General features: G+C 63.2%; 23 protein-coding genes. 12 read left to right on the forward strand and 11 right to left on the reverse strand.

Annotation, left to right across the window (positions count from 1 at the left end; genetic code table 11):
* Positions 1-205: 205 nt before the first annotated feature.
* From mcpP to PRJ_RS15420, 11 genes are all read left to right on the forward strand, one after another.
* A complete protein-coding gene (mcpP, locus tag PRJ_RS15365) occupies positions 206-1,840 on the forward strand; it encodes a methyl-accepting chemotaxis protein McpP (protein WP_104887511.1) in 1,635 nt (544 codons plus the stop codon).
* 243 nt (positions 1,841-2,083) lie between these two features.
* Complete coding sequence (gene pnuC / locus PRJ_RS15375) at positions 2,084-2,650, forward strand: nicotinamide riboside transporter PnuC (protein WP_104961859.1); 567 nt, start codon at positions 2,084-2,086, stop codon at positions 2,648-2,650.
* A complete protein-coding gene (locus PRJ_RS15380) occupies positions 2,647-3,216 on the forward strand; it encodes an AAA family ATPase (RefSeq protein WP_064491055.1) in 570 nt (189 codons plus the stop codon). Before pnuC ends, PRJ_RS15380 begins: the two co-directional genes overlap by 4 nt.
* A 297-nt stretch (positions 3,217-3,513) precedes the next feature.
* Complete coding sequence (locus PRJ_RS15385; protein ID WP_014591274.1) at positions 3,514-3,951, forward strand: hypothetical protein; 438 nt, start codon at positions 3,514-3,516, stop codon at positions 3,949-3,951.
* A gap of 1 nt (position 3,952) precedes the next feature.
* Entirely contained in the window at positions 3,953-4,531 is a 579-nt protein-coding gene (locus PRJ_RS15390; protein WP_010953763.1) for a hypothetical protein, read from the forward strand.
* 49 nt (positions 4,532-4,580) lie between these two features.
* The gene (locus tag PRJ_RS15395; protein WP_104961860.1) at positions 4,581-6,032 is read left to right on the forward strand and encodes a heme utilization protein; all 1,452 of its coding nucleotides are present in this window, start codon (positions 4,581-4,583) and stop codon (positions 6,030-6,032) included.
* A gap of 61 nt (positions 6,033-6,093) precedes the next feature.
* Positions 6,094-6,774, forward strand: coding sequence for a C39 family peptidase (locus PRJ_RS15400; RefSeq protein ID WP_104961861.1), 681 nt, complete (start codon positions 6,094-6,096; stop codon positions 6,772-6,774).
* A gap of 45 nt (positions 6,775-6,819) precedes the next feature.
* A complete protein-coding gene (locus PRJ_RS15405; RefSeq protein ID WP_104961862.1) occupies positions 6,820-7,572 on the forward strand; it encodes a hypothetical protein in 753 nt (250 codons plus the stop codon).
* Positions 7,573-7,618: 46 nt separating this feature from the next.
* Positions 7,619-8,899, forward strand: coding sequence for a hypothetical protein (locus PRJ_RS15410; RefSeq protein WP_104961863.1), 1,281 nt, complete (start codon positions 7,619-7,621; stop codon positions 8,897-8,899).
* A 135-nt stretch (positions 8,900-9,034) separates the two neighbouring features.
* Positions 9,035-11,236, forward strand: coding sequence for an LTA synthase family protein (locus PRJ_RS15415; RefSeq protein ID WP_104961864.1), 2,202 nt, complete (start codon positions 9,035-9,037; stop codon positions 11,234-11,236).
* A 94-nt stretch (positions 11,237-11,330) separates the two neighbouring features.
* Positions 11,331-12,059, forward strand: a complete 729-nt coding sequence (locus tag PRJ_RS15420) for a thioredoxin family protein (protein WP_064491051.1) — start codon at positions 11,331-11,333, stop codon at positions 12,057-12,059.
* Between the two features lie 762 nt (positions 12,060-12,821).
* On the opposite strand, the gene ureG is transcribed toward PRJ_RS15420, so the two are convergent.
* The 9 genes from ureG to xerC form a co-directional block, all read right to left on the reverse strand.
* The gene (gene ureG / locus PRJ_RS15430; protein WP_010953755.1) at positions 12,822-13,445 is read right to left on the reverse strand and encodes an urease accessory protein UreG; all 624 of its coding nucleotides are present in this window, start codon (positions 13,443-13,445) and stop codon (positions 12,822-12,824) included.
* An 11-nt stretch (positions 13,446-13,456) separates the two neighbouring features.
* Complete coding sequence (locus tag PRJ_RS15435) at positions 13,457-14,131, reverse strand: urease accessory protein UreF (RefSeq protein WP_047605152.1); 675 nt, start codon at positions 14,129-14,131, stop codon at positions 13,457-13,459.
* The gene (locus tag PRJ_RS15440) at positions 14,131-14,676 is read right to left on the reverse strand and encodes a HupE/UreJ family protein (protein ID WP_064493089.1); all 546 of its coding nucleotides are present in this window, start codon (positions 14,674-14,676) and stop codon (positions 14,131-14,133) included. Before PRJ_RS15440 ends, PRJ_RS15435 begins: the two co-directional genes overlap by 1 nt.
* An 18-nt stretch (positions 14,677-14,694) precedes the next feature.
* A complete protein-coding gene (ureE, locus tag PRJ_RS15445; RefSeq protein ID WP_003253926.1) occupies positions 14,695-15,198 on the reverse strand; it encodes an urease accessory protein UreE in 504 nt (167 codons plus the stop codon).
* A 9-nt stretch (positions 15,199-15,207) separates the two neighbouring features.
* Positions 15,208-16,911, reverse strand: a complete 1,704-nt coding sequence (ureC, locus tag PRJ_RS15450; RefSeq protein WP_014591285.1) for an urease subunit alpha — start codon at positions 16,909-16,911, stop codon at positions 15,208-15,210.
* Positions 16,908-17,225, reverse strand: coding sequence for an urease subunit beta (locus tag PRJ_RS15455; protein ID WP_010953752.1), 318 nt, complete (start codon positions 17,223-17,225; stop codon positions 16,908-16,910). Before PRJ_RS15455 ends, ureC begins: the two co-directional genes overlap by 4 nt.
* A 19-nt stretch (positions 17,226-17,244) precedes the next feature.
* The gene (locus PRJ_RS15460; RefSeq protein WP_003253929.1) at positions 17,245-17,547 is read right to left on the reverse strand and encodes an urease subunit gamma; all 303 of its coding nucleotides are present in this window, start codon (positions 17,545-17,547) and stop codon (positions 17,245-17,247) included.
* Between the two features lie 9 nt (positions 17,548-17,556).
* Positions 17,557-18,390, reverse strand: coding sequence for an urease accessory protein UreD (locus PRJ_RS15465; protein WP_104961866.1), 834 nt, complete (start codon positions 18,388-18,390; stop codon positions 17,557-17,559).
* 277 nt (positions 18,391-18,667) lie between these two features.
* On the reverse strand, positions 18,668-19,582 hold the full coding sequence (gene xerC, locus PRJ_RS15470; RefSeq protein ID WP_004576552.1) for a tyrosine recombinase XerC: 915 nt from the start codon (positions 19,580-19,582) through the stop codon (positions 18,668-18,670).
* Between the two features lie 215 nt (positions 19,583-19,797).
* Here xerC and PRJ_RS15475 point away from each other — a divergent pair, with 215 nt between their 5' ends.
* Positions 19,798-20,979 (forward strand): NnrS family protein, encoded by a 1,182-nt coding sequence (locus tag PRJ_RS15475; protein WP_104961867.1) that lies wholly within the window; start codon positions 19,798-19,800, stop codon positions 20,977-20,979.
* Positions 20,980-21,076: 97 nt separating this feature from the next.
* On the opposite strand, the gene PRJ_RS15480 is transcribed toward PRJ_RS15475, so the two are convergent.
* Complete coding sequence (locus tag PRJ_RS15480; protein WP_104961868.1) at positions 21,077-23,338, reverse strand: ATP-dependent DNA helicase; 2,262 nt, start codon at positions 23,336-23,338, stop codon at positions 21,077-21,079.
* On the reverse strand, positions 23,335-24,984 hold the full coding sequence (locus tag PRJ_RS15485; protein ID WP_104961869.1) for a VRR-NUC domain-containing protein: 1,650 nt from the start codon (positions 24,982-24,984) through the stop codon (positions 23,335-23,337). The genes PRJ_RS15480 and PRJ_RS15485 overlap by 4 nt, the downstream gene beginning before the upstream one ends.
* Positions 24,985-25,011: the final 27 nt, after the last annotated feature.

Raw genomic sequence — 25,011 nt, forward strand, 5'->3', positions numbered from 1 at the left:
GGGCGCAACGCCAGTAGAAAAGTTCATGCCTGTTAAAGGTTTCATCTTGCGCGGCCGAAATCCTGACAGAGCCCCTTGGCAATCGCTTTACCTGACCCGTTGCAGACTATCACCAACATAGCACTTAGCCATTAGTCGGGTGTGGGCTCGCTGCAAAGCATGCTTCGATGCACCTCAATAAAAAGAACAATGCGGGAGCTGATGGATGAACACTCTGAGATCGATGTCAATCAGTCGGCGCCTGTGGCTGATCCTTGTGGTGGCGGTGGCCATGCTGGTGGTACTGGGCCTGTTGATGCTGCGGCAGATCCATGGTGACCTGTACCAGGCCAAGGCAGAGAAAACCCGCCACGTGGTGCAGACCGCCGCGGGTGTGTTGGCCTATTACCAAGGCCTGGAAGCTGCCGGTACGCTCAGCCGCGAAGCCGCCCAGCAACAGGCGCTGCAGGTAGTGCGCGCGCTGCGCTACGACCATGACGACTATTTCTGGATCAACGACCTGGGGCCGAAGATGATCATGCATCCGGCCAACCCCAAGCTCGACGGCCAGGACCTTTCCGCCATCCGCGACCCCGATGGTTTCGCCGTGTTCAACGAAATGGTCGCCCTTGCCCGCCAGCAGGACGCCGGCCCGGTCAACTATCGCTGGCCCAAGCCCGGCGCCAGTGAGCCGGTAGCCAAGACCTCGTATATTCAGTTGTTCAAGCCGTGGGGCTGGATCATCGGTTCGGGCGTGTACGTCGATGACGTGCAGGCCGAATTCGCTCGCCAGTTACGCGACGCTTCGCTGGTTGGCGTGGGCATTGCCCTGCTGATGGCGCTGGTGGTGATGCTGATTGCCCGCAGCATCGCCCGCCCGCTGCAGGAAGCGGTGCAGGCAATGGGTAACATCGCCAGCGGCGAAAGCGACCTGACCCGGCGCCTGGACACCCATGGCCGCGACGAGATCACCCACCTTGGCGAGCACTTCAACCGCTTCAACGGCAAACTGCAAGGTGTCGTCGGCCAACTGCAAGGCGCGGCCCACGCATTGGCCCAGTCCGCCGGGCACGTCGGTGACAATGCAGGTGCCGCACAACAGCGCAGTGCCCAGCAATCGTTACAGATGGACCAGGTGGCCACTGCAGTCAATGAGGTGACCTACGCCGTGCAGGACGTGGCCAAGACCGCTGAACAGGCCGCCGGAGAGATGCGGACGGCACAACAACAGGTGACGCACGGCCAGCAGGCCATCCACGGCAGCCTGGCGCAGATCGACCGCCTGTCGCTGACCATCGATGAGGCCGTACAGGTAATCCGCGACCTGGCCGGCCACAGCACGCGCATCGGCGGCGTGCTGGACGTGATTCGTTCCATTGCCGAACAGACCAACCTGCTGGCGCTGAATGCCGCGATCGAGGCGGCACGGGCTGGCGAGCAAGGCCGGGGCTTTGCCGTGGTCGCCGACGAGGTGCGACTGTTGGCCCAGCGTACAGCACAATCGACGGCCGAGATTCATACCATGATCGAGCACCTGCAGAGTCAGTCGGACGCTGCGGTCAAGGCCATAGACACCAGCAGCGAGGCATCGCGCCAGACTGTCGAACAAGCCCGCGAGGCCGGCGCCAGCCTGGACGCCATCAACCAGGTGCTGAACAACCTCACCGCATTGAACGCCTCCATTGCCAGCGCCACCTTGCAGCAGTCGCATGTGGTCGAAGAGATCAACCGCAATGTGCTGGATACTGCCGGGTTGTCGCAGCAGACCGCCGATGCGGCGCGTCAGTCCAGCGATGCCGGGGTGGCATTGGGGCGGTTGAGCGAAGAGCTGGAGCAGTTGTTGCGGCAGTTCCGGGTCTGAGAACAAGCCCTTTGGGGGAGCGGGCAGGCCTGCTCCAGCAGGTATCGAGTGACCTTGAAGCCTGCGCTGCACCTGTGTGCGGGCATGCCCGCGAAGGAAGCAACGCGGTGGATGGCACCGGCGTTGCCGGTGTTCGCGGGTAAACCCGCTCCTACAAAGGGGTATCCCACCGCTGCGCCCTACACCTTCACCGGCCGACCCGCTACAATCTCGCCCATTCCCCGTAGTCTCCAAGGATCGCCGATGTCCGGCCTTGAACTCATTGCCGCCCTCCTCGGCGTTACCGCTGTCTGGCTCACGGTCAAGCAGAACGCCTGGTGCTGGCCGATCGGCCTGGTCATGGTGCTGATCTATGGCTGGCTGTTCTACGAAGTAAAGCTGTACTCGGGCATGTTGCTGCAAGTGGCCTACGCCATCCTGCAACTGTACGGCTGGTGGCAATGGAAGCGCCCCGACCACGCTGAGGACGCCCGTCAGGTCTCCCGTCTGCCACGCCCGGCACTGCTCACCGGCCTGGCCGCCGGGGTGCTGCTGAGCGCCGCCCTGGGCGCGGCCATGGCCAACTGGACCGATGCCGCCCTGCCCTGGCTGGATGCCACCCTGACCGGATTCAGCCTGGTCGCGCAACTGTGGATGGCGCAGAAACGCCTGCAGTGCTGGCCAATGTGGGTCGTGGTCGACATCGTCTATGTGGGCCAATACCTGCATCAGCAGCTGTATTTCACCGCAGGCTTCTTCGCCGTGCTCACCCTGATTGCTGTACGCGGCTGGCTGGAATGGCGGCGCGACCCGGCGTTGGTACAGCCATGAGTGCGCCGCAAGCAATGAAAGTGCTGGTACTGTGCGGCCCAGAATCCAGTGGCAAAAGCTGGCTCAGCGGGGTGATCCAGGCACATTTTGGTGGCGTGGTGGTGGGCGAATACGTGCGCCATTTCATCGACCAGCAATGCCGTGACACCTGCTACGCCGATATTCCCGCCATCGCCCGCGGACAACTGGCATGGGAGGACCGTGCACGTGAGCAGGCGCCCCCGCTGCTAATTCTGGACACCCACCTGCTAAGCAACATGCTCTGGAGCCACGCACTGTTCGACGACTGCCCAACCTGGCTGGAAGAGGCACTGCTGGCACGGCGTTACGACCTGCACCTGTTGCTCAGCCCGCAAGGGGTGGACTGGATTGCCGATGGGCAGCGTTGCCAACCCGACCTCAGTGATCGTCAGCGCTTTTTCGACGACAGCCAGGCGTGGCTGAGGCGACACAACCAACCGCACCAAATACTTGATGGCAATTGGCCGCAACGCCAATTGCTGGCCCTGCAATCGGTTGCTATGCTGCTTGGTAGCGATGCGCCATCATGCCCAACCGAGTGTTAAACCACTGACACACCCCGGTGGGGCAAAGCCCCCGAAATTGCGGGGCTTCCCCCTGTCCTGGGGGCAGTGTCAAGCCCGTGAAACACACTTGCAAAAACCCTTCCCATCAAGGCCACAGCTGACTTTGCCGGCAACGCGCAGGGCAAGCTGTTTCAAGCCTGAGACAGCATGCGCCGCATTTTGTCAGCCTCTTGCCCTAACTATCTGATCTGAAACGTATTCTAAAAAGCGGCACACCTTCTGCTCTGTCGTTCGCATCGCTGAACAGGCCCAGCGCTCAAAGAAGGAGTTGCCGTCGTGAGGAAACGTGACAAACGCCTCTATCACCTATTACTGGTGGGTTGTGTACTGGGGTCACTCAGCCTGACGGCTCAGGCGGACAAGGGGATCATCATCATCAAGCGCGATGTGCAGGTGCGCAACGCGACCATCCCGCCGCTGATTCCAGACCCGAGCCCTACCACCGTCAATGCCAACCCTTCTGCCCACGTGCTCAAGCAAACCAACGAGCTGAGCGATGGCGATTTCGCCAGCATCAGCAGTGGCGCAGGCATCAGCAACCTGGTCACCCAGCAGACCAACAACCTGGGTGGCAACCTCGGCAACCAGAACCAACTTCCCAACTTGGCGGGCGGACGCGGCACGGGGTCGGGTAACGGTATCTCGAACATGGTCAACTCAAGCGTGCAGCGAGGCCTCGCGCCACTGCAGATTCTGACCGGCGGGGGCAAGTGAGATGAAGCGCACACTGCTGATGCTGGCCGCCCTTTGCACTGCACCGGCCTTTGCGCAATCCCTGGTTCCGGTCATCAACAACGCCGATATCGACAGCTCCGGCAGCCGCTATCAGGGCAACCTCTCTGTCAACCAGGCCGCTGGTGACAAACAGCAGCAGGTCAATGCGCGCGCCATCGCCGTCGGCCCCGAAGCCAATGCAAGCACCCAGATCCGACAACGGCTCGACACGCCCGCCGACCCCGCGATGGACGCCCGCTCGACCATCCAGGGCAACGCTTTCAGCAACGGCAGCGGCGCCCTGGGCGTCAACCAGAGCGCAGGTGCCAACACCCAGCAAGCCAACGCACTGAGCATCAGCATTGGTGCACAACCGCAAAGCATCGACGACAGCGTCCTCATGCAACAGAACGTGGCGCTGATCAACAACTCAGGAGCAACTGACATTCCAGCAGGCTATCGCCAGGTCACTACCAGTGACCAGGCCTTCACCGGTAGCCGAGGGGTGATCCAGTTGAACCAGAGTGCCGGGGTGGGAAACCGAATGGCCAACACCTTGAGCATCCGGGTCGCGGATTGACCCTGCAGTTAAGAACGACACTTAACCTAATAGCGTACGGAGAATCACCATGAAACCCTCGATGGCAATCAAGCCTCTGGTTTTCGCAATTGCTGCGGTCATGGCTGTTGCTGTACAAGCTGGGCAAAATGATCGGCGTAATGACCACCATAACGGCCACCATAACAATGGTCATCACAATCCTCCACCCACCAAGATCCCTGTGTATGCAACGGCCAATGCCTGGGACACCCAAACCAGCACTCGCAACCGCATCTCCAATCAAGGCACCATCAACGAAGCCGAGATGAGTGACTCTGGCACCGGCTCCAGCGGCAACGTTGGCATAAACGTGGCGGCCGGTAACGGCAACCAGCAAGACAACGCCGCTGCCATTGCCAACGCAGGCTCCGACTCGAGCCTGGACAACAGCTTCGTGTTCGGCATGGCCAGTGCCACGGCTGACGTCGTGCAAACCAGCAGAAACAACCGGGTCGACAACTATTCGACCCAGTCTTCGGCTGTGATGAGCGGCTCAGCCAGCGGGGCTGAGGGCAACATCGGCATCAACGTTGCCGGTGGCGACCTCAACCAGCAGAAAAACACCATGGCCATCGCCAACACCGGTGCTCCGCTGGGCAACGCCACTGCCACGGCTTCGGCCAATCAGGACGGCCCAGGCCTGGTTGTAAACAACAGCGCCGACCGCACCTACCGGGTGGATACGATTACCATCACCAAGTCGGCCAGCGGTTCAAGCTCGAAGGAGGGCAGCTTCAACTCGACCGACGACCGCAGCTCGTCTTCGAGCTTCAGCCTCGCCGGTGCGCATAGCGCCAGCTCCAGCGGCTCCAGTGGCTGGGACTCCAGCGGCTCGCAATCCAGCAGTGCCAGCGGCTCCCACAACTCGAGCGCAAGTGGCTCGTTCGGCTGGGGTGCCAGTGGCTCTGCCAGCGGCAGCCACAGCGCGTCGAGCAGCGCCAGCCTGGCAGCTTCGCTGGACGCTGACGTTAGCGCCTCGCGTACCCATACCACCGACTATGGCCGTTACGAGCGCTCCCACACCAAGTCCTTCGATGGCTCGCTGAGTGCGTCGCTGGATGCGTCGATCGACAAGTCGCACGAAAGTGCATACGACTCGTCGTTCGAGAAAGCATTCGACTCCAACTACGACAAGTCGCATCAGTCGTCGTACGACAAGTCCAAAGAGTCTTCGTACACCAAGTCTCACGACTCTTCGTACGAGAATGCTTCGGCGTCTGAGTTCTCGAAGTCTGGCGAGCATTCGAAAGAATCCTCGAACGACATTTCGAAGAGCTACAGCGAAAGCAGCGCTTACGACTTGAGCAATACTGTGTCCTTCCAAGTGCTGACCCCGACCGGCTGGGCCAACCCAGTCACCAACACTGCAACCCTTAGCGGTTCGGTGAACGGTGGCAGCGGTAACCTGGGCGTGAACGTAGCAGCCGGTGTGGGCAACCAGCAAAGCAACTCGCTGGCCATCTCCAACACCTCGTTCTGACCGCTGTGCTTGAGGCCCCCTTCGGGGGGCCTTTCTTCAACACACCGTAAGGCACCCGATCATGCGTATTTTCGCCTTGGCGTTTTTGCTGTGCCTGGCCAGCGTGAGCGAAGCTGCACAAATGCCGCTGTCCGTCCTCCCGGGCGGCGCCGTGGTGTTCAAACCGATCCAGAGCTTGCGCGAACGCAAGTTCGCCGACCTGGTGCAACAAAAGACCGACTTCAGCTGCGGCGCCGCCGCGCTGGCGACCATCCTGCGCCAGGCCTACTGGCTGGATGTGGACGAACATCAGATCATCGAAGGCATGCTGGCCCACGCCGACCAGGACCTTGTGCGCACGCAAGGCTTCTCGATGCTCGACATGAAGCGCTACGTCGAAAGCCTCGGGATGCGTGCCCGCGGTTACCGGGTGGCGCCCGAAACCCTGAACAGCGTACGCATTCCTGTCGTGGTGCTGATGGATGTGCGCGGCTACAAGCACTTCGTGGTCATGCAGAAAGTCGACAAAGGTTGGGTGTACATCGGTGATCCGGTGCTGGGCCACAAACGATACAAGGTCGACGATTTCCTCAAGGGCTGGAACGGCATCATCTTCGCGGTGATCGGCCAGGGTTACGACAAGAACAACATCCTGCTCGACCCGCCCCTGCCACTGACCGCCAAGGGCCGGGTGAACAACTTCACCCCCGTGCAGGACGCAGAGCTGCTGGACTTCGGCTTCATCAGAAGCGACTTCTTCTAACGACTGTTCTAATGACAAGGAGCATGAGGCTCCAGGGAGCATTTCATGAAGACTTCATTGTGGTTGGCCATGGCCTGTCTGGCAGCCAGCTTGCCCAGTCACGCAGAGGCATTCAAACCCATCGAACTGAAGGATCAGGAGCTGGCCAACCTGCGGGGCCGCTATGTGATGCCCGGACGAATCGTGAGCTTCGGCATTGTCATGTCCAGCACCTGGCAAAATGCAAAAGGGGATGTGATCGGGGCAACGTCCACGCTGCAAGTTCAGCAATCGACCATCAAACCCCAGTTCTATGTCTCGATGATTGACAAAAAAGGCGCAGGTACGGCACCGAGCAGCGCGTCTGCTGCCGGGACTGGCGTGGTAACGGGCGGCAACGGCCTGACCACCACCGAAGGTGTGACCCAGGTGGTCCGTGCAGCCGGTGATAACAACGCCGCTTACAACAACGTCGATATCAACGTGACCAAAGCCAACCAGGCCCCCGCTGCACAACAGCAAGGCCAGGTACTGGCCGCCGGCCAGACCCTGGTCGGGGAAAATGGCGCCGGCGCGCTCAGTGTGTCCTCAAGCGGTGTGGGCGTGCAGCTCAACATCAATGCCAGCAACAACCAGGGCAGCAGTGTGCAACGCCTGGCCCAGGGTGGCCTGCTGCAGAACTCGACGCTGCTCGGCAACGGTAACCTGGTCAACAACGTCACCACCTTGAACGTTGTCATGCGCGAGAGCGTGCCGACAGCGGCTTCCCTCAACGGTAGCCTCGACCAGCTCAAAGGTCTTCGCACCTTCGGATACTGATCTACGCTCAGTCTCATCAAAAGTAGTTGGAAGGGACGGCAACTCCATGTACCGATCTTTTACGCTCAGAGCTTTTGTGTGCTTGACTGCCTTGGCCCCAGCCACAGCACTTTACGCAGCCGCCGACCCACAGGTCGAAGCGCTGAAACAGGAACTGATTGAACTCAAACGCCGCTATGAGGCACAGCAACAGGCACTGATGGTGCTGGAGCAACGTGTGCGCCAGGTCGAGGAGGCCCCTGCTGCCGCGCAACCCAGACGCTTGGTCAAGTCTCCGGCCGAGGGGGTGAAAGGTGCTCAGACCGTCGCCTCTGGCGCACCGGGCACTACAGGGAGCTCCTACGGCCAAGCGCTGACAGCCGATTCCGAGCCGGCGCAAAGCGTTTCCAACCTGTATGACGAAGCCAGCGGATTCTTTGGCGGGGGCAAGTTCAGCTTCGAAACCGGCGTCACCTATACCCATTACGATACCCGTGCGCTGACCCTCAATGGCTTTCTGGCACTGGACTCGATCTTCCTCGGCAGCATCAACCTCGACCGGATCAAGGCTGACAACTGGACCCTGGACATGACTGCCCGCTATAACCTGGCGCAGCGCTGGCAGTTCGACATCAACGTCCCCGTGGTTTACCGCGAGTCCACCTACTCGTCCGGTGGTGCGGGGGGGGCCGGGGCAACCACTTCCGATGCCAGCGTGACCCGCGACCCGGAAATCGGCGATATCAACGTCGGGGTGGCCTACAAATTCCTCGACGAGGACGAAACCTGGCCTGACGCAGTGGCCACCCTGCGCATCAAGGCACCGACCGGCAAAGACCCCTACGGCATCAAACTGCGCGAGGTGGACGGCAACAACAACCTCGCGGTACCGGAAAGCCTACCGACCGGCAACGGTGTATGGTCGATCACACCGGGCATCTCGCTGGTCAAGACCTTCGACCCGGCCGTGCTGTTCGGCAGCCTGTCCTACACCTACAACATGCAAGACTCGTTCAGCGACATCAGTCCGCAGGTGAACAGCAAGGTGCCGGGTGACGTCAAGCTTGGCGACTCGTGGCAGATCGGCGGGGGCATCGCCTTTGCCCTTAACGAAAAGATGAGTATGTCGTTCTCGGTATCCGACCAGTTCGCCCGCAAGAGCAAGATCAAACCTGATGGCGGCGACTGGCAATCGATCTCCAACAGTGACTACAACGCCGCCAACTTCAATATTGGCCTGACCTTCGCCGCCACCGACAACCTGACCATCGTGCCCAACCTGTCCATTGGTCTGACCGATGACGCACCTGACTTTTCTTTCAGCCTGAAATTCCCTTATTACTTCTGATAGTTGCCATCGGCCGGGCCTGTGCGAACGGGCCCGGCTTTGGTTACAAGCCTTGTAACCGGCCGCCTTCCCTGCCCTGGCCTGATATCATCAAGCACAGATGCATGACGATTTAATGGCAAAAGGGAAGTTTTTGTGAAGAACCTGTCCGACCACCCGAGCACCCGGCTTGCCACTTTGGCTGCCCTGGTACTGGTGATCCCACTGGGTACACGCGCCATGCTGGGTTGGTCCAACCCGTTCGGCTACCTGTCCGACCTCGCCCTTGGCAGCCTGTTGATCGTGCTGCTACACCGCAGGCCGTGGTGGCTGGCGCTGCCGGTGCTGCTAGCCTGGGCGGCGCTTTGGGTGGCCTCGGCCGAACTGGTGAGCGCGGTGGGTCGACTGCCCACCAGCGCCGACCTTAACTACCTGACCGACCCGCAATTCATGGAGAATTCAACCGGTGGCGGCCTGGCCCATGCCTGGCTGCCCTGGGCCCTGGGTTGCGGCCTGCTGGCCTGGCTGGCCTGTGCGTGGCGCAGCCGTGCACGGTGTAGCCAGCCACTGCCGCGCAAAGCCTGGGCCATACCCGTACTGCTGTTTGGCGCGCATTGGGGCAGCCAGCAGTTGCTACCTTCCGATGCCGACCAGTGGCGGCAATACAACCTCCCCCACCAGTTGATGTCTGCCGGGGTCGGTAACCTGCAACGCCAGGTCGAAGGCTGGATGGGCCGCACACAAACCTTCACACCGCTCGCCAGCAGCGGCCTGACTCAATCCGACCTGCATGGGCAAAGGCTGCTTGCCGGCCCGGGAAGCGCCCGCAACTTGCTGGTGATCACAATGGAAGGCATCCCGGGCGCCTACCTGCGACCTAACCGCCAGGCGCTAAACAGCCGCTTCAATGAGGACTTGATGCCCAAGCTCAGCAAGTGGGCCGAGCGCGGCATGAACACCCCAGACTACGTGCTGCACACCCACCAGACCATCCGTGGCCTGTATGCGATGCTGTGCGGCGATTACGACAAGCTGGCCAACGGCACGCCCAAGGGCGTGGAACTGCTGACCCAGAACCAACGCAACCAGGCCTGTCTGCCGGCACAATTGCGCCAGGCCGGTTTCACCACTCACTACCTGCAAGGCGCGGGCCTGCGCTTCATGGCCAAGGACCGCATCATGCCGCACATCGGTTTCGATGCGGTGCATGGCCAGGAATGGTTCAGCAACAAGAACTACCTGCACTTCCCATGGGGCAAGGATGACCGCGCTTTCTTCGAAGGCGCCCTGGGCTATGTGGGCCAGTTGCAGAAGCAGGACAAGCCATGGATGCTGACGCTGCTCACCGTGGGCACCCACCAGCCCTATTCGGCGCCGGCCGAGTACCTCGAGCGCTACGCCACACCGAAACAGGCAGCGGTCGCCTACCTGGATGACGCGGTCGGGGCATTTCTTGACAATCTTGAGCGCCAGGGCGTCCTCAAGGACACACTGGTGGTGCTGACTTCCGACGAGTCCCACGGCATCGATGGCGTGCGCCTGGCCTCCTCCTGGGGCTTCAACCTTACCCTGGCGCCGGAGCAGGCCCAGCTGCCAACCATCAAGCGCGGCACCTACGGCCATATCGACCTGGCCACCTCGCTGCTCGACTACTTCGCACTGCCCATTCCCGTCGCGCTTGGCGGTCGCTCGTTGTTCCGCGACTACGACAGCGGCCGCGAGATGATCTCCTACACCAACGGCATGCTGCGCTACCACAACGGCCAGGGCCTGTTCACCGAATGTGACTTCCAACAGCGCTGCCGGCGTTATGCCAGTGAAGGCTTCATCGCCGACCAGGCCCGCTACCTCGGTCCGGCCGACAGCCTGCTGGGCCAACAGATCGGCGCCTTGGCCGGGGTGCTCGACCAATCCTTGCTGCAAACCCCGCTCAACCTGCGCTACCAGTTCGGCGGCCCTTCGCCGATCAAGTTGCGCAAGCGCATTGACGATGACTGGGCCGACAACCTCATTGGCGCCCAGTATCTGGAAATGCCCGGAGGCTCGCACACCCGCGTGCGGGTCAAGGTCCGCTCGCTGGACCCCAAACGTGCGGCCTATATCCGGCTCAAGGCCAAGCAGTTGGAACAGGACGTGCCGCTGGGCCTGCCCGAAGAGGTAAAGGTCACCGCCGACGCGCCACTGGAGATGGAGTTCAGCTTCGACAACCCAACCGAGCGCAAGGCGTTTTCCTTCCACTTGCTGGGCTATGGCGGCGGCAAGGTAGAAGTCAGCGACTTCAGCGTGATCACCGCCCTGCCTGGTGAGGATGACGGCGCCGATGAACGGGCCGAGGGGCATATCGCCCATTCGGGCTGAGCCGGTACCGCTCATCGCCCGGCCACCGGTGCTTGTCGAATCGACCTGGTCGTACTCGACCAGGGTGTGAATCCCCCAGCGAGGAGACAGCACCATGAGCACCCGCGAAAGCAGGCACCCGGTGGTTTCCCGCAGCCAGTGGCTGGCGGCTCGCCAGCAACTGTGGCTGCACGAAAAAGCATTTACCCACCACCGCGACGCGCTAGCTGCAGCCCGTCGCGCCCTGCCTTGGGTAAAGGTCGAGCAGGATTACCGCTTCTTCGGGCCAAACGGCGCGTTGAGCCTGGCCGACCTGTTCGCAGGCCGCAGCCAGTTGCTGCTTTACCACTTCATGTTCGCCGAAGGCTGGAGCGAGGGCTGCCCCGGCTGCTCTTTTCTGGCCGACCACTTTGACGGCGCCAATCTGCACCTGGCCCACCACGATGTGTCGCTGGTGGCGGTGTCACGGGCGCCGTATGCCGAATTCCAGGCATTTCGCCAGCGCATGGGCTGGCAGTTCCCGTGGTATTCGTCGCATGGCAGCGACTTCAACGAGGACTTTGGCGTCAGTGTCGGCAGCGAAGGCCAGCGGCAGTACAACTATGAGCCGTATGAGGGCAATGAAAGCGAGCTGCCCGGCTTGAGTGCTTTTTTCCGCGAAGGCGACGGCAGCGTGTACCACACCTACTCAACCTACGCCCGCGGGCTGGACATTCTGGTCAACACCTACAACTTCCTCGACATTGCGCCACTGGGGCGCAATGAAGGTGGGACCATGGACTGGGTGCGGCACCATGACCGCTATGAAGGTCAACCGGACAAGCCTCACTGCTGTCACAGATGATGCTGGCAACACGCACACCTGTGGGGGGGGGCAACTGTCCTGCTCAACATTGACGGCCTGCGCGGTCGCCCCGTAGGAGCGGGTTTACCCGCGAAGAGGCCGGCCCTGCTGGCCAATTTCCACCCGCCGTTCACCGTTGCTGCCGCTACCGTATTCGCGGGTAAACCCGCTCCTACACCGGTGGTGGACCCACACGGGGGGGGTGGACACAGCCCGTCGTAGGAGCGGGTTCACCCGCGAAAGGGCCGGCCCTGCTTGCCAATTTCCACCCGCCGTGCACCGTTGCGGCCGCTACCGTATTCGCGGGTAAACCCGCTCCTACACAGATTGGTGGTGGACACACATCGGAGGTTGGACACAGCCCGTCGTAGGAGCGGGTTCACCCGCGAATGGGCCGGCCCTGCTGGCCAATTTCCACCCGCCGTTCACTGTTGCGGCCGCTACCGTATTCGCGGGTAAACCCGCTCCTACACAGATTGGTGGTGGACACACATCGGAGGTTGGACACAGGCCGTCGTGTAGGAGCGGGTTCACCCGCGAAAGGGCCGGGCCTGCTGGCCAATTTTCACCCGCCGTTCACCGTCGCAGCCGCTACCGTATTCGCGGGTAAACCCGCTCCTACACCTGATCGGGGGTGGACACACATCGGTGATTGGACACAGCCCGTCGTAGGAGCGGGTTCACCCGCGAACACCGGCAGAGCCGGTGCCATCCACCGCGTTGGTTTCTTCGCGGACATGCCCGCACAGAGTCCTCGATCTGTCAGCCTCGCACCCCCAGCATCCCGCGCTCGACGATAAAGTCGATCACCGCCTGCAACCCCTCGCCCTTCTTCAGGTTGCTGAAGGTCCAGGGTCGCTGCGGCCGCATGCGCTGGGTGTCGCGCTCCATCACCTCCAGTGACGCCCCTACATAAGGCGCCAGGTCGGTCTTGTTGATCACCAGGAAGTCGGACTTGGTAATGCCTGGGCCGCCCTTGCGCGGGATCTTCTCGCCCTCAGCCACGTCGATCACGTAAATAGTCAAGTCAGCCAGCTCCGGGCTGAAGGTGGCGCTGAGGTTGTCACCGCCGCTTTCCACGAAAATGACTTCAAGATTACCGAACTTGCGCGCCAGCGCTTCGACCGCCGCCAGGTTCATCGAGGCGTCTTCACGAATGGCCGTGTGCGGGCAGCCACCCGTTTCAACGCCAACGATGCGCTCCGGCTCGAGGGCGCCGGCCTCGGTGAGGATGCGCTGGTCTTCCTTGGTGTAGATGTCGTTGGTAACCACGGCGATCTGGTAGTGATCGCGCATGGCCTTGCACAGCGCTTCCAGCAGTGCGGTCTTGCCAGAGCCGACCGGGCCGCCGACACCGACGCGCAGGGGTTGTTGATAGCTTTGCATGCAGGCAGTCCTCAGGAACGGAACAAACGGGTGTATTGGGTTTCGTGACGCGATGAAGCGATGGCCAGCAGCGGCAGGCCGCCGCCAAGCTGGTCATCGCCCAGGGCCAGTGCCTGGTCCAGTGCAGCAGGCAAGTCGGCGCCAAGGTCGCGCAGCAAGGTCTGGGCAGCCTGCTGGCCGAACGGCACCAGCTTGACCCCGGCCATGACCGCGCCCTCCAGCCAGGCAAAGCCATGGCCCAATGCCAGCTGGCGCAGCGGGATGGCCCAGTGTGCAGCCAGCCAGGCCATACCGCCCAACTGAGTCAGCTCAAGGCTGGCGCGCCAGGCCGGTGCCTGGCCCAGTTGCCAGCCGTCGAGCAACCGCGCCAGCGCTGCGCCGCGCTGCTGTTCTTCCAGGCGCAGCTCGGCGGTTTCGCGGTTGGCCAGCAAGAACCGGCTCCAGTGACCGAACGCTTCGGCGTCCTCAGCCTGGCAGGCCTGGTACAGACGCGCCAGCACCGGCCAATCGAGGCAGGCCAGGGTGTCGTGAACCTGCTCACGCTGCCAGCCGGCAAAACTGTCCACGCCCCGAACCCAGCCGGCCTCGACCGCCCACTCCAGGCCTTGCGAATAGGTAAAACCACCCACCGGCAAGCCGGGGCTGGCCAACTGCAGCAGGCGCAGCAGCGCCAGGTCGCTGTTCATCAACCGGCCAGTACCAGCGCGGCGCCGGCCAACAGGCCACCGCCAAAGGCCTTCTGCAGGCCGCTGTGGCGGCGCAGCAGGCAACCGACTGCAAAGCCCGCCGCCAGCAGCAAGCCGCTGACCGCGACAAACCCTGCGCTGAATTGCCAGAAAGCGCTCGGGGTGGCTTCTACGCCATGGGCCCAGCCATGGAACAGGGCGAACACCGGCATGGCCATGGCCAGCAGCAACTGGCGGCTCGGCAGCAGCACCGCCCCGGCAGCCACCAGCAGCGACACGGCAATCAGGGTCTCCATGCCCAGCACATCGCCGAACAGGTGACCGCACACGGCCCCTCCGAACATGGCCGCCAGGGTCGCCAGAGGCAACGTCAGGTTGCGCCGGGTCAACGCGGCGAGCACGCCGGTACCCAGCAGCATCAGCAGGTGATCGAGCCCGGTCAGCGGGTGCAGCAGGCCGTCCTGCAGCGGGTTGCTGTCATGGCCCGGATGGGCGAAGGCTGGCAGTGCCAGCATCAACAGAAACAGGGCGAAAGTCTTTTTCATCGGTTGCTCCAGGGCAGTTCAGGAATGGGCAGGCAGGCGTACGAACGGGTGATCGTGGCCATGGGCATGACTGTGGCTGTGGCCATGCGGTGCACTTTGGTAAGCGCCCGCTTCAGGCTCGAACGGGGCCTGTTCGGCCTCTACCGTCAGGCCCAGCCCCCGCAGCATGTCGTCCAGCACATGGTCGTGCTGGAAGCGCAACAGCCCGGGTTCGATCTGCAGCGGCACATGGCGGTTACCCAGGTGGTAGGCGGCGCGGGCCAACAGGTGTGGATCGGCACAGCGCACCGTCGACACCGCCTCGGGCGCCGCCAGCACGCGGATCAGCTGGGTGCCCTCGGCATCGGCCAGCAGTTCACCTCCGCGCAGCAGGTGGCCGCGCTCCAGCATCAGCCCGGCTTCGCGGCCATCGTCCAGGGTTACTCGCAGGCGGCTCTTGATACGGCTGTCCACGTCGAGGGTGACAGTGCCACTGACAACCCGCGTGCCGGGTTCGGAGATACGGCGGCTCAAGACAATCATGGGTGCTCCTCAGAACAGGAAATAGCGCTGGGCCAGCGGCAGTTCGCTGGCCGGTTCGCAGACCAGCAGCTCGCCATCGGCACGCACCTGATAGGTCTGCGCATCGACTTCGATCAGCGGCTGCAGGGTGTTGTGGACCATGTCCGGCTTGCGTACCCGCCGGCAACCGTTGACCACGCCAATCAGGCTGCGCAGGTTCAGCTCCTCGGCCAACCCGCGGTCCATTGCCGCCTGGGGCAGGAATGTCATGCGTGTGGCATGCCGCGCCGCACCCAGCGCGCCGAACATCGGCCGATAGTGGACAGGCTGGGGGGTGGGTATGGAGCCGTTGATGTCGCCCATGGGCGCGGTGACGATCATCCCGCCCTTGAGCACCAGGGCCGGCTTGACCGCAAAGAACGCTGGCGACCACAGCACCAGGTCGGCCAGCTTGCCGACCTCCACCGAGCCCACTTCGTGACCGATGCCATGGGTGAGTGCCGGGTTGATGGTGTACTTGGCGATGTAGCGCTTGACCCGGAAGTTGTCGCTGTACGGGGTGTCCGGTGCCAGCGGCCCGCGACGCAGCTTCATCTGGTGCGCCACCTGCCAGGTGCGCAGCACCACCTCGCCAACCCGGCCCATGGCCTGGGAGTCGGACGAGGTCATGGCAAAGGCGCCCATGTCGTGGAGGATGTCCTCGGCAGCGATGGTTTCGCGGCGAATGCGTGACTCGGCGAAGGCCACGTCCTCGGCGATGCTCGGGTCCAGGTGGTGGCAGACCATGAGCATGTCCAGGTGCTCGTCCACGGTGTTGATCGTGTAAGGCAGGGTCGGGTTGGTCGAAGATGGCAGCACGTTGGCCTGCCCCGCCGCACGGATGATGTCCGGGGCATGGCCACCACCGGCACCTTCGGTATGGAAGGTGTGGATGGTGCGGTCGCCGATGGCCGCCAACGTGTCTTCGATACAGCCCGACTCGTTGAGGGTGTCGGTGTGAATCGCCACCTGGATATCCATTTCCTCGGCCACGCCCAGGCAACAGTCGATGGCTGCTGGCGTAGAGCCCCAGTCTTCATGCAGCTTGAGCCCGACAGCACCTGCGGCAATCTGCTCGCGCAGCGCGTCTGGCCGCGAGGCATTGCCCTTGCCCAGCAGCCCGATGTTGATCGGCAAGCTGTCGGCAGCCTGCAACATGCGCGCAAGGTACCAGGGGCCGGGCGTGCAGGTGGTGGCATTGGTGCCAGTGGCCGGCCCGGTTCCACCGCCGATGAACGTGGTGACACCGCTGTTCAATGCCTCGTCCACCTGCTGTGGGCAAATGAAGTGGATATGCGAATCGACACCACCGGCGGTGACGATCTTGCCCTCGGCCGCGATCACCTCGGTCCCTGGCCCGACCGGCACGTTCACGCCCGGCTGCACATCGGGGTTGCCGGCCTTGCCGATCACCGCGATACGTCCATGCTTGATGCCGATGTCGGCTTTGACGATGCCCCAGTGGTCGATGATCAGCGCGTTGGTCAACACCAGGTCCATGGCCTCGGCCGCCAGCATCTGGCCCTGCCCCATGCCATCGCGAATGACCTTGCCGCCGCCGAACTTCACCTCTTCGCCGTAGATCGTGAAGTCTTTCTCGACCTCCACCCACAGCGCAGTGTCGGCCAGGCGCACGCGGTCGCCAACTGTGGGCCCGAACATGTCGGCATAGGCCTGACGGGAAATACGGCTCATGCCCTGCCCTCCAGCGCGCCCATCACCTTGCCCTGAAAACCATAGACCTCACGCTTGCCGGCGTAAGCCACCAGTTGCACGGTACGCGCCTGACCCGGCTCGAAGCGCACGGCAGTGCCGGCCGGGATGTCCAGGCGAAAGCCCAGGGTGGGCGCCCGGTCGAACACCAGCGCGTCGTTGACTTCATAGAAGTGGTAGTGCGAGCCGACCTGCACCGGCCGGTCGCCATGGTTGGCCACACTGACGCTGACCGTTTCTCGGCCACTGTTCAACTCGATGTCGCCCGCGGCGACCTGGATTTCACCTGGGATCATGCGACGCTCCTTGGCGGTTTCAGACGATGGGGTCATGCACGGTCACCAACTTGGTGCCATCCGGGAAGGTCGCCTCGACCTGCACGTCGTGAAGCATTTCAGCGATACCGGGCATCACCTGCTCACGGGTCAGCACTTCACGCCCCAGGCTCATCAGTTCGGCGACTGTGCGGCCATCGCGGGCGCCTTCGAGCACCGCGGCACTGATCAGCGCCACGGCCTCCGGGTAGTTGAGCTTCAGGCCACGGGCCAGACGCCGCTCCGCCAGCAGCGCTGCAGTGAACAGCAGCAGTTTGTCTTTCTCTCTCGGGGTAAGCTCCATGGCGCTCTCTCAGGTAGCCCAGATTCGCGGTGGGCAGGCTGGCAGGCCGAGGATGGCCGGGCGCAGCACATGCCACAGGCGTTGCAGGGTGCGTTGCAGGTGTTGGTTGTCATGGTCGAGCACCCGGATCACCAGCAACGACCCGAGCAGGGTCGCACCGGCCGGGTTGCCCAATTCATCGAGTAGCGGGCGAACCTGCTCCAGCACGGCCTGATCGGCAGGTGCGGCGCAGAAGGTGGCGAGTAGCGGGTGCCCACCCAGCTTGTCCAGATGCCCGCCTTCGAGACGCAGGCGCTCATGCAGGCCAACCTCGTCAGGCAGTTCGATGTGCAAAAGGCTGTCGAGGGCGCCGTGGTCGAAACGCTCGTGCATGACCGGACGGCCCAGGCACAGGGTTTCCCAGGCCAGCAGGCGGGCGCCCGGTTCAAGGGTAAAACGGCTGGCGAGGCTGGCCCGGGCGCCGGAGAAGAAGATGCTGTCCTGCGGCAGCCACTCCAGGGTGCTGCCCGCGGCCAGATGTAAGCGTTGGGCCAACCGCGCGGTCGGGCCGATGCTACGGTAGAACTTGCTGGCGCCGGGCATGGTCAGCAGCGCGTGGCTACCCGGCTCCAGGTGAATGTCCAGTTCCAGGCGGTCGCCGGCGACGATGCCGCCTGGCGGGTGCAGGACATAGACATGGCACGGCGCACCTTCAGGATAGAAAGGCCGCTGCACCAAAAGAGGTCCGAAATGCTTCCACGCACCAAGGCGGGTCACGCCGTCACGCTGGACAAAGCGCAACTGCAGGTGAGCACTCCAGCCCGCATCGTCTTGCTGTTGTTCGATCTGCTCCGCGAGCGACATCCTGCGGCCCCTGAAATCCGTGGCCTGCTGGCCGTTTAGAGGGTCCGGCGCGGGCGCCTGCTAGCGCGCACGGCCTGACCACTCGATCAAATTCGCAGGCTGGATATAGCAGGTTGCGGGCCAACTTCGCAGGTGAACGATGATGAAACCTGTGCAGTGCCCGCTCTGGCATCGGGCATGCGGGGGAATGGCGCACAAAGCAGGGGCGTGTGTCGGCCCTGTTTCGGTGCCGGCATACGTGAAAATGGGGCTGCGTTGAGCCCCACAATATCAAGCCTCAGTAATCGAAGCGGTCCACGGCACGCCGACGCTCGTTGTCATCACGCCGGTCATAGATAGCCGTGGTCTGGATATTGGCATGGTGCGCCAGCTTCTGCGCAATCGACAGGTCGTGCTCTTCGATCACCCGGGTAATGAATGCCCGGCGAAAATCGTGCGGCATGATCTTCACCCCCACCTGCGCGCCGCGCTGGCGGGCAATGTAGTAGATCGCATGCTTGGTAATGCGCGCCCGGGTAATGTGGTTGCCGCGACGGATGCGGTTGAACAGGAACGGGTCATCTTCCGCCCCGGCAGGCAGGTCCTGGCGGCGCAGTTCAAGCCAGGCCTGCAGCTTCTCGAACGCCCACGGCGGTGCGTACTTGACCAGCTGGTGGTTGCCCTTGCCCACTACCTGCAGGCTGCGCGCCTCGAAGTCGACCTGGTCGAGGTCGATGTCGACCGACTCCGACTTGCGCATGCCGGTGCCGTAAAGCAAGGCAATGATCGCCGCATCACGTACCCCCTGTGGCCGCGGGTCGGCGGCGCACACATCCATCAGCTCGCGGATCAGGCTGCGGCGCAGGTTGCGCCCTGGCGGCAGGCGGCTGCCCGTGGCGGGCTTGACCTCGCGAATACGCAACAGCTGCTCGTGGTCGATCAGGCCCTGACGCCAGGCCTCGTTCATCACCCCGCGAATCGCGTTGACGTACAGCGACGAGCTGTTGGGCGCGTAGCCATCGGCACGCAGGGCAGCCACCAGTGCAATCACATGGCCCGGCTCGAGCCGATGCCAAGGCACATCGACAATGTTGCAGTCGACAAAACCTAGCCGGTCGGCGGCGTCCTGAAGAATGTAGCGCATGGTTTGCTGGCTGGATGGGGCCAGACGGGCCATGTACTGCAGCAGCGGATTTTTCGAGAGGTCGGACAAAACGTGAATCCTGTAGCGAAGCGTCAGCCGGCACTGAACCAGGCAAACCCTGAAGCAAGTCAAAACGACATACAAGCCAGTCTGAATGACCGCAATACGCGCGTGTCATTCGGACCCTGAGAAGTGCCATCACCTTGATATTCAAGGGCTTTGCAACTGGCACGGATCGTGATCTTACCCCAATTGAAGCCTACTGAACGAACCAAGGACTGCCCATGCTCTTGCAACCCACTGCTTCACGCCCACGCCAAGCCGTCTGGGGCCTGGGTTTTCGCCCGTTCTTCCTGGGTGGCAGTTTGTTTGCGCTGATCGCCCTGCTGTTGTGGGCCGGCGTACTGGCTGGGGCACTGGCCCCTGCACCGCCCGGGGGTATGCTCGCCTGGCACCGCCACGAGATGCTTTACGGCTTCGCCGCCGCCATTATCGCGGGTTTTCTGCTGACCGCCGTGCAGAACTGGAGCGGCATCCCAGGCTTGAGCGGGCGGGCGCTGCAGGGTGTGTTCCTGCTTTGGTTGCTGGGGCGGGTAAGCTGGTTTATGCCACTACCGGGTAGCTTGCTGGTACTGGTCGAGGGCAGCTTCCTGCCATTGGTGGCATTGAGCCTGGCACGACCGGTCCTGCAACGGCGCCTGCGCAACAACTACCCGATCGTCGTACTGGTGCTGTTGATTGCCGCCTGCCAGTGGCTGACCTTGGCCGGCTGGTTGCACCAGGACGAACTGTGGCAGCGTCGTGGAATATTTGCCGGGCTGTGGCTGGTGACGGCGATGATGACCGTACTCGGCGGCCGGGTCATACCATTCTTTACCCGCCGTGGCCTGGGTTACCTTGACGCGGCCCCTGCCCGCCCATGGCTGGACCGAGCCTGCCTGTTGCTCGGCGTCGCAGTACCGCTGGCGTTTGCCACCGGCCTGGCCGATACGCCGCAAGCAAGCCTGGCGGTGCTGTTTTTTGCCTTGTTCGCGCTGCATGCGACCCGACTGGTGCTGTGGCACGACCGTGGCCTGTGGCGCGTACCGTTGCTGTGGTCGCTACACCTGGCCTACGCCTGGCTCGCCCTGGCCTGCCTGGGCATGGCGCTGTGGCATAGCGGGGTGGCCCTGAGCCCGAGCCTGGTGACCCACGCGCTGACCGTTGGCGCCATGACCGGGCTGATCCTGGCCATGATGGCGCGGGTCAGCCTGGGCCACACCGGCAGGCCATTGCAGGTGCCGACCAGCATTGCCTGGGCCTTTGCCCTGATGCAACTGGCGACCTTGGCCCGGGTGATTCTGCCGCTGTTCACATCGCTGGGGGTAAGCGTTTCGGCACTGTGCTGGAGCCTGGCGCTGTTGCTGTTCCTGCGCCATTACCTGCCCATCCTGCTCCGGCCCCGGGCAGACGGAATGCCCGGTTGACGTGCTTGGGCCGCCTTGCGGCGGTGTGCCATGAGGGGAACTTGGTGGATGGTTTGATCCCCCCTGATTGCGACTGATCGTCAAAGGCGAAAGACCGCTAGACAATAGCCGCCGCCCACCACCCTGGAAACATCTGCTGCACCCGGGGCTCGGCGAAGCGTTCGTCAATCAGCACCAGTACGCCACGGTCCTGGTCACCCCGAATAACCCGGCCCGCCGCCTGGATCACCTTGCGCACGCCCGGGTAGAGATATGCGTAATCGAAACCCGCTCCAAATTGCCGCCCCAGGCGCTGTTTGAACTGCTCGTTGACCGGGTTGACCTGAGGCAGCCCCAGGGTGGCGACAAACGCGCCAATCAGCCGCGTGCCGGGCAAATCCACCCCTTCGCCGAAAGCACCGCCCAATACAGCAAAGCCCACACCTCGGCCATCGGCGACAAAGCGATCGAGAAATGCCTGGCGGGCCGCCTCGTCCATGCCCGGCTCCTGTGACCACAGCGGAATCTGCCCATGCTGCTCGGCCAACAGCCCTGCCACCTGTTGCAGGTATTCGAAGCTGCTGAAGAACGCCAGGTAGTTACCCGGCATGCGCTCATACTGCCGGGCAATCAGGTCAACGATCGGCGCCAGGGAGGCTTGGCGCTGCTGGTAACGGGTGGATACCTGGCTGGCAATGCGCACTTCCAGCTGTTCGGCACGGAACGGCGCGGCCACGTCCAGCCAGGCGGTATCGGCTGGCATGCCCAGCAGGTCGCTGTAGAAATGCCGTGGGCTCAACGTGGCGGAAAACAGCGTCACACTGCGCGCCGCCTGCATGCGCGGTGCCAGCAGCCGCGCCGGGGTGACATTGCGCAGGCACAGCGTGGCCAGCCGCCGCTTGCGCGGGCCCTGGCGCTGGCTGATGTCGAATAGAAAGTGCTCGTCGAACAGTTCGGCAACCCGGCAGAACTGCAAGGCCTGATAGTAGAACTGCAACACCTGGGGGTCGATGTGCGTGGGCGCCTGGTTCATCTGCTCCTGAATCACCCCGACGCACTGCTGCAGGGCGCGCAGTAGCCCTTCAGGCAGCGACTCGCTGGCCTGGTACGGCGCACGCTGCTCTTTATACAGCGCGTTCCACTGCCTGTTCAGGCGGTCCAGCGCACTGACCAGCCCAGGCGGTTTGCTCTGGCGCAACGCCAGCAGCTGGCCCTGGTCAAGGCTGGCGCTGTACATGCCGCGCCCCCGCTCGACCAGGTTATGTGCTTCGTCCACCAGTACTGCCACTCGCCACTGGTTGAGCTGGGTCAGGCCGAACAGCAAAGCATGCGCATCGAAGTAGTAGTTGTAGTCAGCGACCAGCACGTCGGCCCAGCGCGCCATCTCCTGGCCCAGGTAGTACGGGCACACCTGGTGCGCCAAAGCCACTTCACGCAGGTTGGCGCGGTCGAGCAACGGCAGTGCTGCCGCAGCCTCGCGCGCAGCCGGCAAACGGTCGTAGAAGCCTGCGGCCAATGGGCAGGACTCACCATGACAGGCCTTGTCCGGGTATTCACAGGCTTTGTCGCGAGCGATCAGCTCCAGTGTGCGCAGGGCAGGTTGCGGCGTGGCATCGGTGATCTGGCGCATGGCATCCAGGGCGAGTGCCCGGCCTGGTGTCTTGGCGGTGAGAAAAAACAGCTTGTCCAGCTGCTGCGGCACCATGGCCTTGAGCAGCGGGAACAAGGTACCAAGGGTTTTGCCAATGCCGGTGCTGGCCTGGGCCATCAGGCAACGGCCGGTGCTCACCGCCTTGTACAAGGTTTCAGCCAACTGCCGCTGGCCTTTTCGGAACTGTGGGTAGGGGAAACTCAGCGCCAGCAGGCCTTGGTCACGTTCGGCCAAGCGTCGTTGCTGCCATCGAGCCCAGCCCAGAAAGCGCTGGCACTGGGTTTCGAAGAAGGCCTGCAACTCGGCAGCCGAACAGTGCTCAGTGAACAGCGTCTGGCCGTCGCTGTCCACGTCGAGGTACACCAGCGCCACCTCGATGGCCGGCAGTTGTCGTGCCTGGCACATCAACCAGCCATAGACCTTGGCCTGTGCCCAGTGCAGCTGACGGTGATTGGCCGGTTGACGCGCCAGATCGCCACGGTGCGTCTTGATCTCTTCCAGACGATTGCTGGCAGGGTCATATCCGTCGGCACGGCCCCGCACCCTGAGGGTTTCGAACTGGCCTTCAAGGGCGATTTCCGACTCGTAGCCAGCAGCCCGCCGTGCCACCACCCGCTGATGCCCTTCGATACCCTCCTGGGCGGTGGGCGATGGCGTGAAGCGCAGGTCCAGGTCGCCGACCTTGGCGCTGAACTCACACAAGGCGCGCACCGCTACGCTGTAGCTCAAGGTGTTTCGCTCCAGCGCACGTGGCACACCGCGACCGGCAGGCCGTGTTGCCTGCAGAACTCCAGCCAGCGCAGTTGGTTGTCCTGCAGGCGGTCACCGGGCCCCTTGACCTCGACCATGCGATAACGGCCCTGCTCGGGCCAGAACTGAATCAGGTCGGGCATGCCGGCACGGTTGCTGCGAATGTCCTGCAACAGGCGCAGGAAACATTGCTTGAGCGCTGCGGCCGGCAGGCACGCCAAGGCCTGCTCCAGCAGTTCCTCGCTGAGCATGGACCAGGACACGAACGGCGACTGCAATCCCTGTTTGGCCACGTAGCAGTCGAGAATCGCCTGGCGATGGCTACCCTCGTCGAGCCGCCCGAGGCAGCGTTCGAACAGTGCACTGCGCCGCTGCTGGAAGTCGCTGTCGTGCAGGTCCTGTGGCGCGGCCTGGAACGGGTTGAAGAATGCGCCGGGCACCGGAGCGAAGATGGCCTCCCAGCACAACAGGCCAAACAGGCTGTTGAACAGCGTGTTCTCCACGTAATGCGCCTGCCCCCCCTCTTGCATCAGGTGCTGACGCACGGCTTCTTCAACACCCAGCGCAGCGTGCCCACGGGGCAGTTCGAGCTCGATCAGTTCCAGCGGCGTGGTGCGCTGGCGCCGCTGTGGCGGGCCGCCGAGTTTGCGCGCCAGGCGTGGCAGCATGCGTTGCAGCGCCTGCTCCTCCAGCGCATTGGCAGGTGCCGCTGCCAGTTGCAACGCCCGTGCATGGGCCTGGTGCCACTGTTCGCTGCGCTCCAGCACCCTCACCTGGCGAATGCGCGCCTGGGGGTGGTTGCATTGCGCATACACCGCCGTGGCCAGGTCCCATTCACCCAGGCGTTCGCATTGTTGGCCCACAGCGAATTGCAGCCGCGCATGGCGCCGGGCCAGCCAGGGGTTGTCGCTGTGCAGGCCCTGCAGGGTGGCAAGGATCGGCAGCGGGTCGCCGCCCTGCTCCAGGCGCTCGGCGCACTGGTGCAGCGCCATGGCCAGGTCGACATCGTCACGTTGCTGCAAGGCACGCGAATCAGGGCTGAACGGCACCTGCTCGTAACGCAGCAAGCCCAGGTCGGCGAGGACGAAGTCTGACCAGTCCTGGTACAGGTTGCCGAAAAACAGCAGGCGTATGCGGTCGCACAAAGGTTGCAGGCACCACTGGAGGATGCGCACATCGCTGTCAGGAAACCATTCGACCAGTGATCGGGCTGCCAGCGCCAGGGGTTGCAGCTGTGCCAACAACTCATGCTTGGCCGCGCGCGGGCGGTTCAGTTGCCGGGCGAAGCAGCGGGCCAGTTCTTCCTTGCGCAGCAACGCGAACAGCTGCTCAAGGTCCAGTTGCTCGGGCTCCCGTACCCAGCCGAGGGCCAGCAACGGCTGCACCGCCAGCGCAGTATCGCCGATTTCGGCGTAGTCGAGCCGATCGCTGCGAAACAACTCGCCTTTGCGCATCACCATGCGCACCATCAAGGCCTGGGCTGGCGCTTGCAGTTGACTGAAGGCACGGATGAAGGCCAGTTCCTGGTCATCCAGCAGGTCCTGGTAGCGCTGTTCGACCCACAGCACGACCTGGCGGAAGTTATGCAGGTAGTAGAACGGGTCGTCGACGGAATGGGCGATCACGGGCGGAGGTCAGGTTGCGGCAACAGG

It is taken from the genome of Pseudomonas sp. XWY-1 (assembly GCF_002953115.1).
GTDB lineage: Bacteria > Pseudomonadota > Gammaproteobacteria > Pseudomonadales > Pseudomonadaceae > Aquipseudomonas > Aquipseudomonas alloputida.

Excerpts from the sequence above, each read along its gene's own strand:
- mcpP (WP_104887511.1), top strand. The coding sequence starts at position 206 with ATGAACACTCTGAGATCGATGTCAATCAGTCGGCGCCTGTGGCTGATC.
- pnuC (WP_104961859.1), top strand. The coding sequence starts at position 2,084 with ATGTCCGGCCTTGAACTCATTGCCGCCCTCCTCGGCGTTACCGCTGTC.
- PRJ_RS15380 (WP_064491055.1), top strand. The coding sequence starts at position 2,647 with ATGAGTGCGCCGCAAGCAATGAAAGTGCTGGTACTGTGCGGCCCAGAA.
- PRJ_RS15390 (WP_010953763.1), top strand. The coding sequence starts at position 3,953 with ATGAAGCGCACACTGCTGATGCTGGCCGCCCTTTGCACTGCACCGGCC.
- PRJ_RS15395 (WP_104961860.1), top strand. The coding sequence starts at position 4,581 with ATGAAACCCTCGATGGCAATCAAGCCTCTGGTTTTCGCAATTGCTGCG.
- PRJ_RS15400 (WP_104961861.1), top strand. The coding sequence starts at position 6,094 with ATGCGTATTTTCGCCTTGGCGTTTTTGCTGTGCCTGGCCAGCGTGAGC.
- PRJ_RS15405 (WP_104961862.1), top strand. The coding sequence starts at position 6,820 with ATGAAGACTTCATTGTGGTTGGCCATGGCCTGTCTGGCAGCCAGCTTG.
- PRJ_RS15410 (WP_104961863.1), top strand. The coding sequence starts at position 7,619 with ATGTACCGATCTTTTACGCTCAGAGCTTTTGTGTGCTTGACTGCCTTG.
- PRJ_RS15420 (WP_064491051.1), top strand. The coding sequence starts at position 11,331 with ATGAGCACCCGCGAAAGCAGGCACCCGGTGGTTTCCCGCAGCCAGTGG.
- ureG (WP_010953755.1), bottom strand. The coding sequence starts at position 13,445 with ATGCAAAGCTATCAACAACCCCTGCGCGTCGGTGTCGGCGGCCCGGTC.
- PRJ_RS15435 (WP_047605152.1), bottom strand. The coding sequence starts at position 14,131 with ATGAACAGCGACCTGGCGCTGCTGCGCCTGCTGCAGTTGGCCAGCCCC.
- PRJ_RS15440 (WP_064493089.1), bottom strand. The coding sequence starts at position 14,676 with ATGAAAAAGACTTTCGCCCTGTTTCTGTTGATGCTGGCACTGCCAGCC.
- ureE (WP_003253926.1), bottom strand. The coding sequence starts at position 15,198 with ATGATTGTCTTGAGCCGCCGTATCTCCGAACCCGGCACGCGGGTTGTC.
- ureC (WP_014591285.1), bottom strand. The coding sequence starts at position 16,911 with ATGAGCCGTATTTCCCGTCAGGCCTATGCCGACATGTTCGGGCCCACA.
- PRJ_RS15455 (WP_010953752.1), bottom strand. The coding sequence starts at position 17,225 with ATGATCCCAGGTGAAATCCAGGTCGCCGCGGGCGACATCGAGTTGAAC.
- PRJ_RS15460 (WP_003253929.1), bottom strand. The coding sequence starts at position 17,547 with ATGGAGCTTACCCCGAGAGAGAAAGACAAACTGCTGCTGTTCACTGCA.
- PRJ_RS15465 (WP_104961866.1), bottom strand. The coding sequence starts at position 18,390 with ATGTCGCTCGCGGAGCAGATCGAACAACAGCAAGACGATGCGGGCTGG.
- PRJ_RS15475 (WP_104961867.1), top strand. The coding sequence starts at position 19,798 with ATGCTCTTGCAACCCACTGCTTCACGCCCACGCCAAGCCGTCTGGGGC.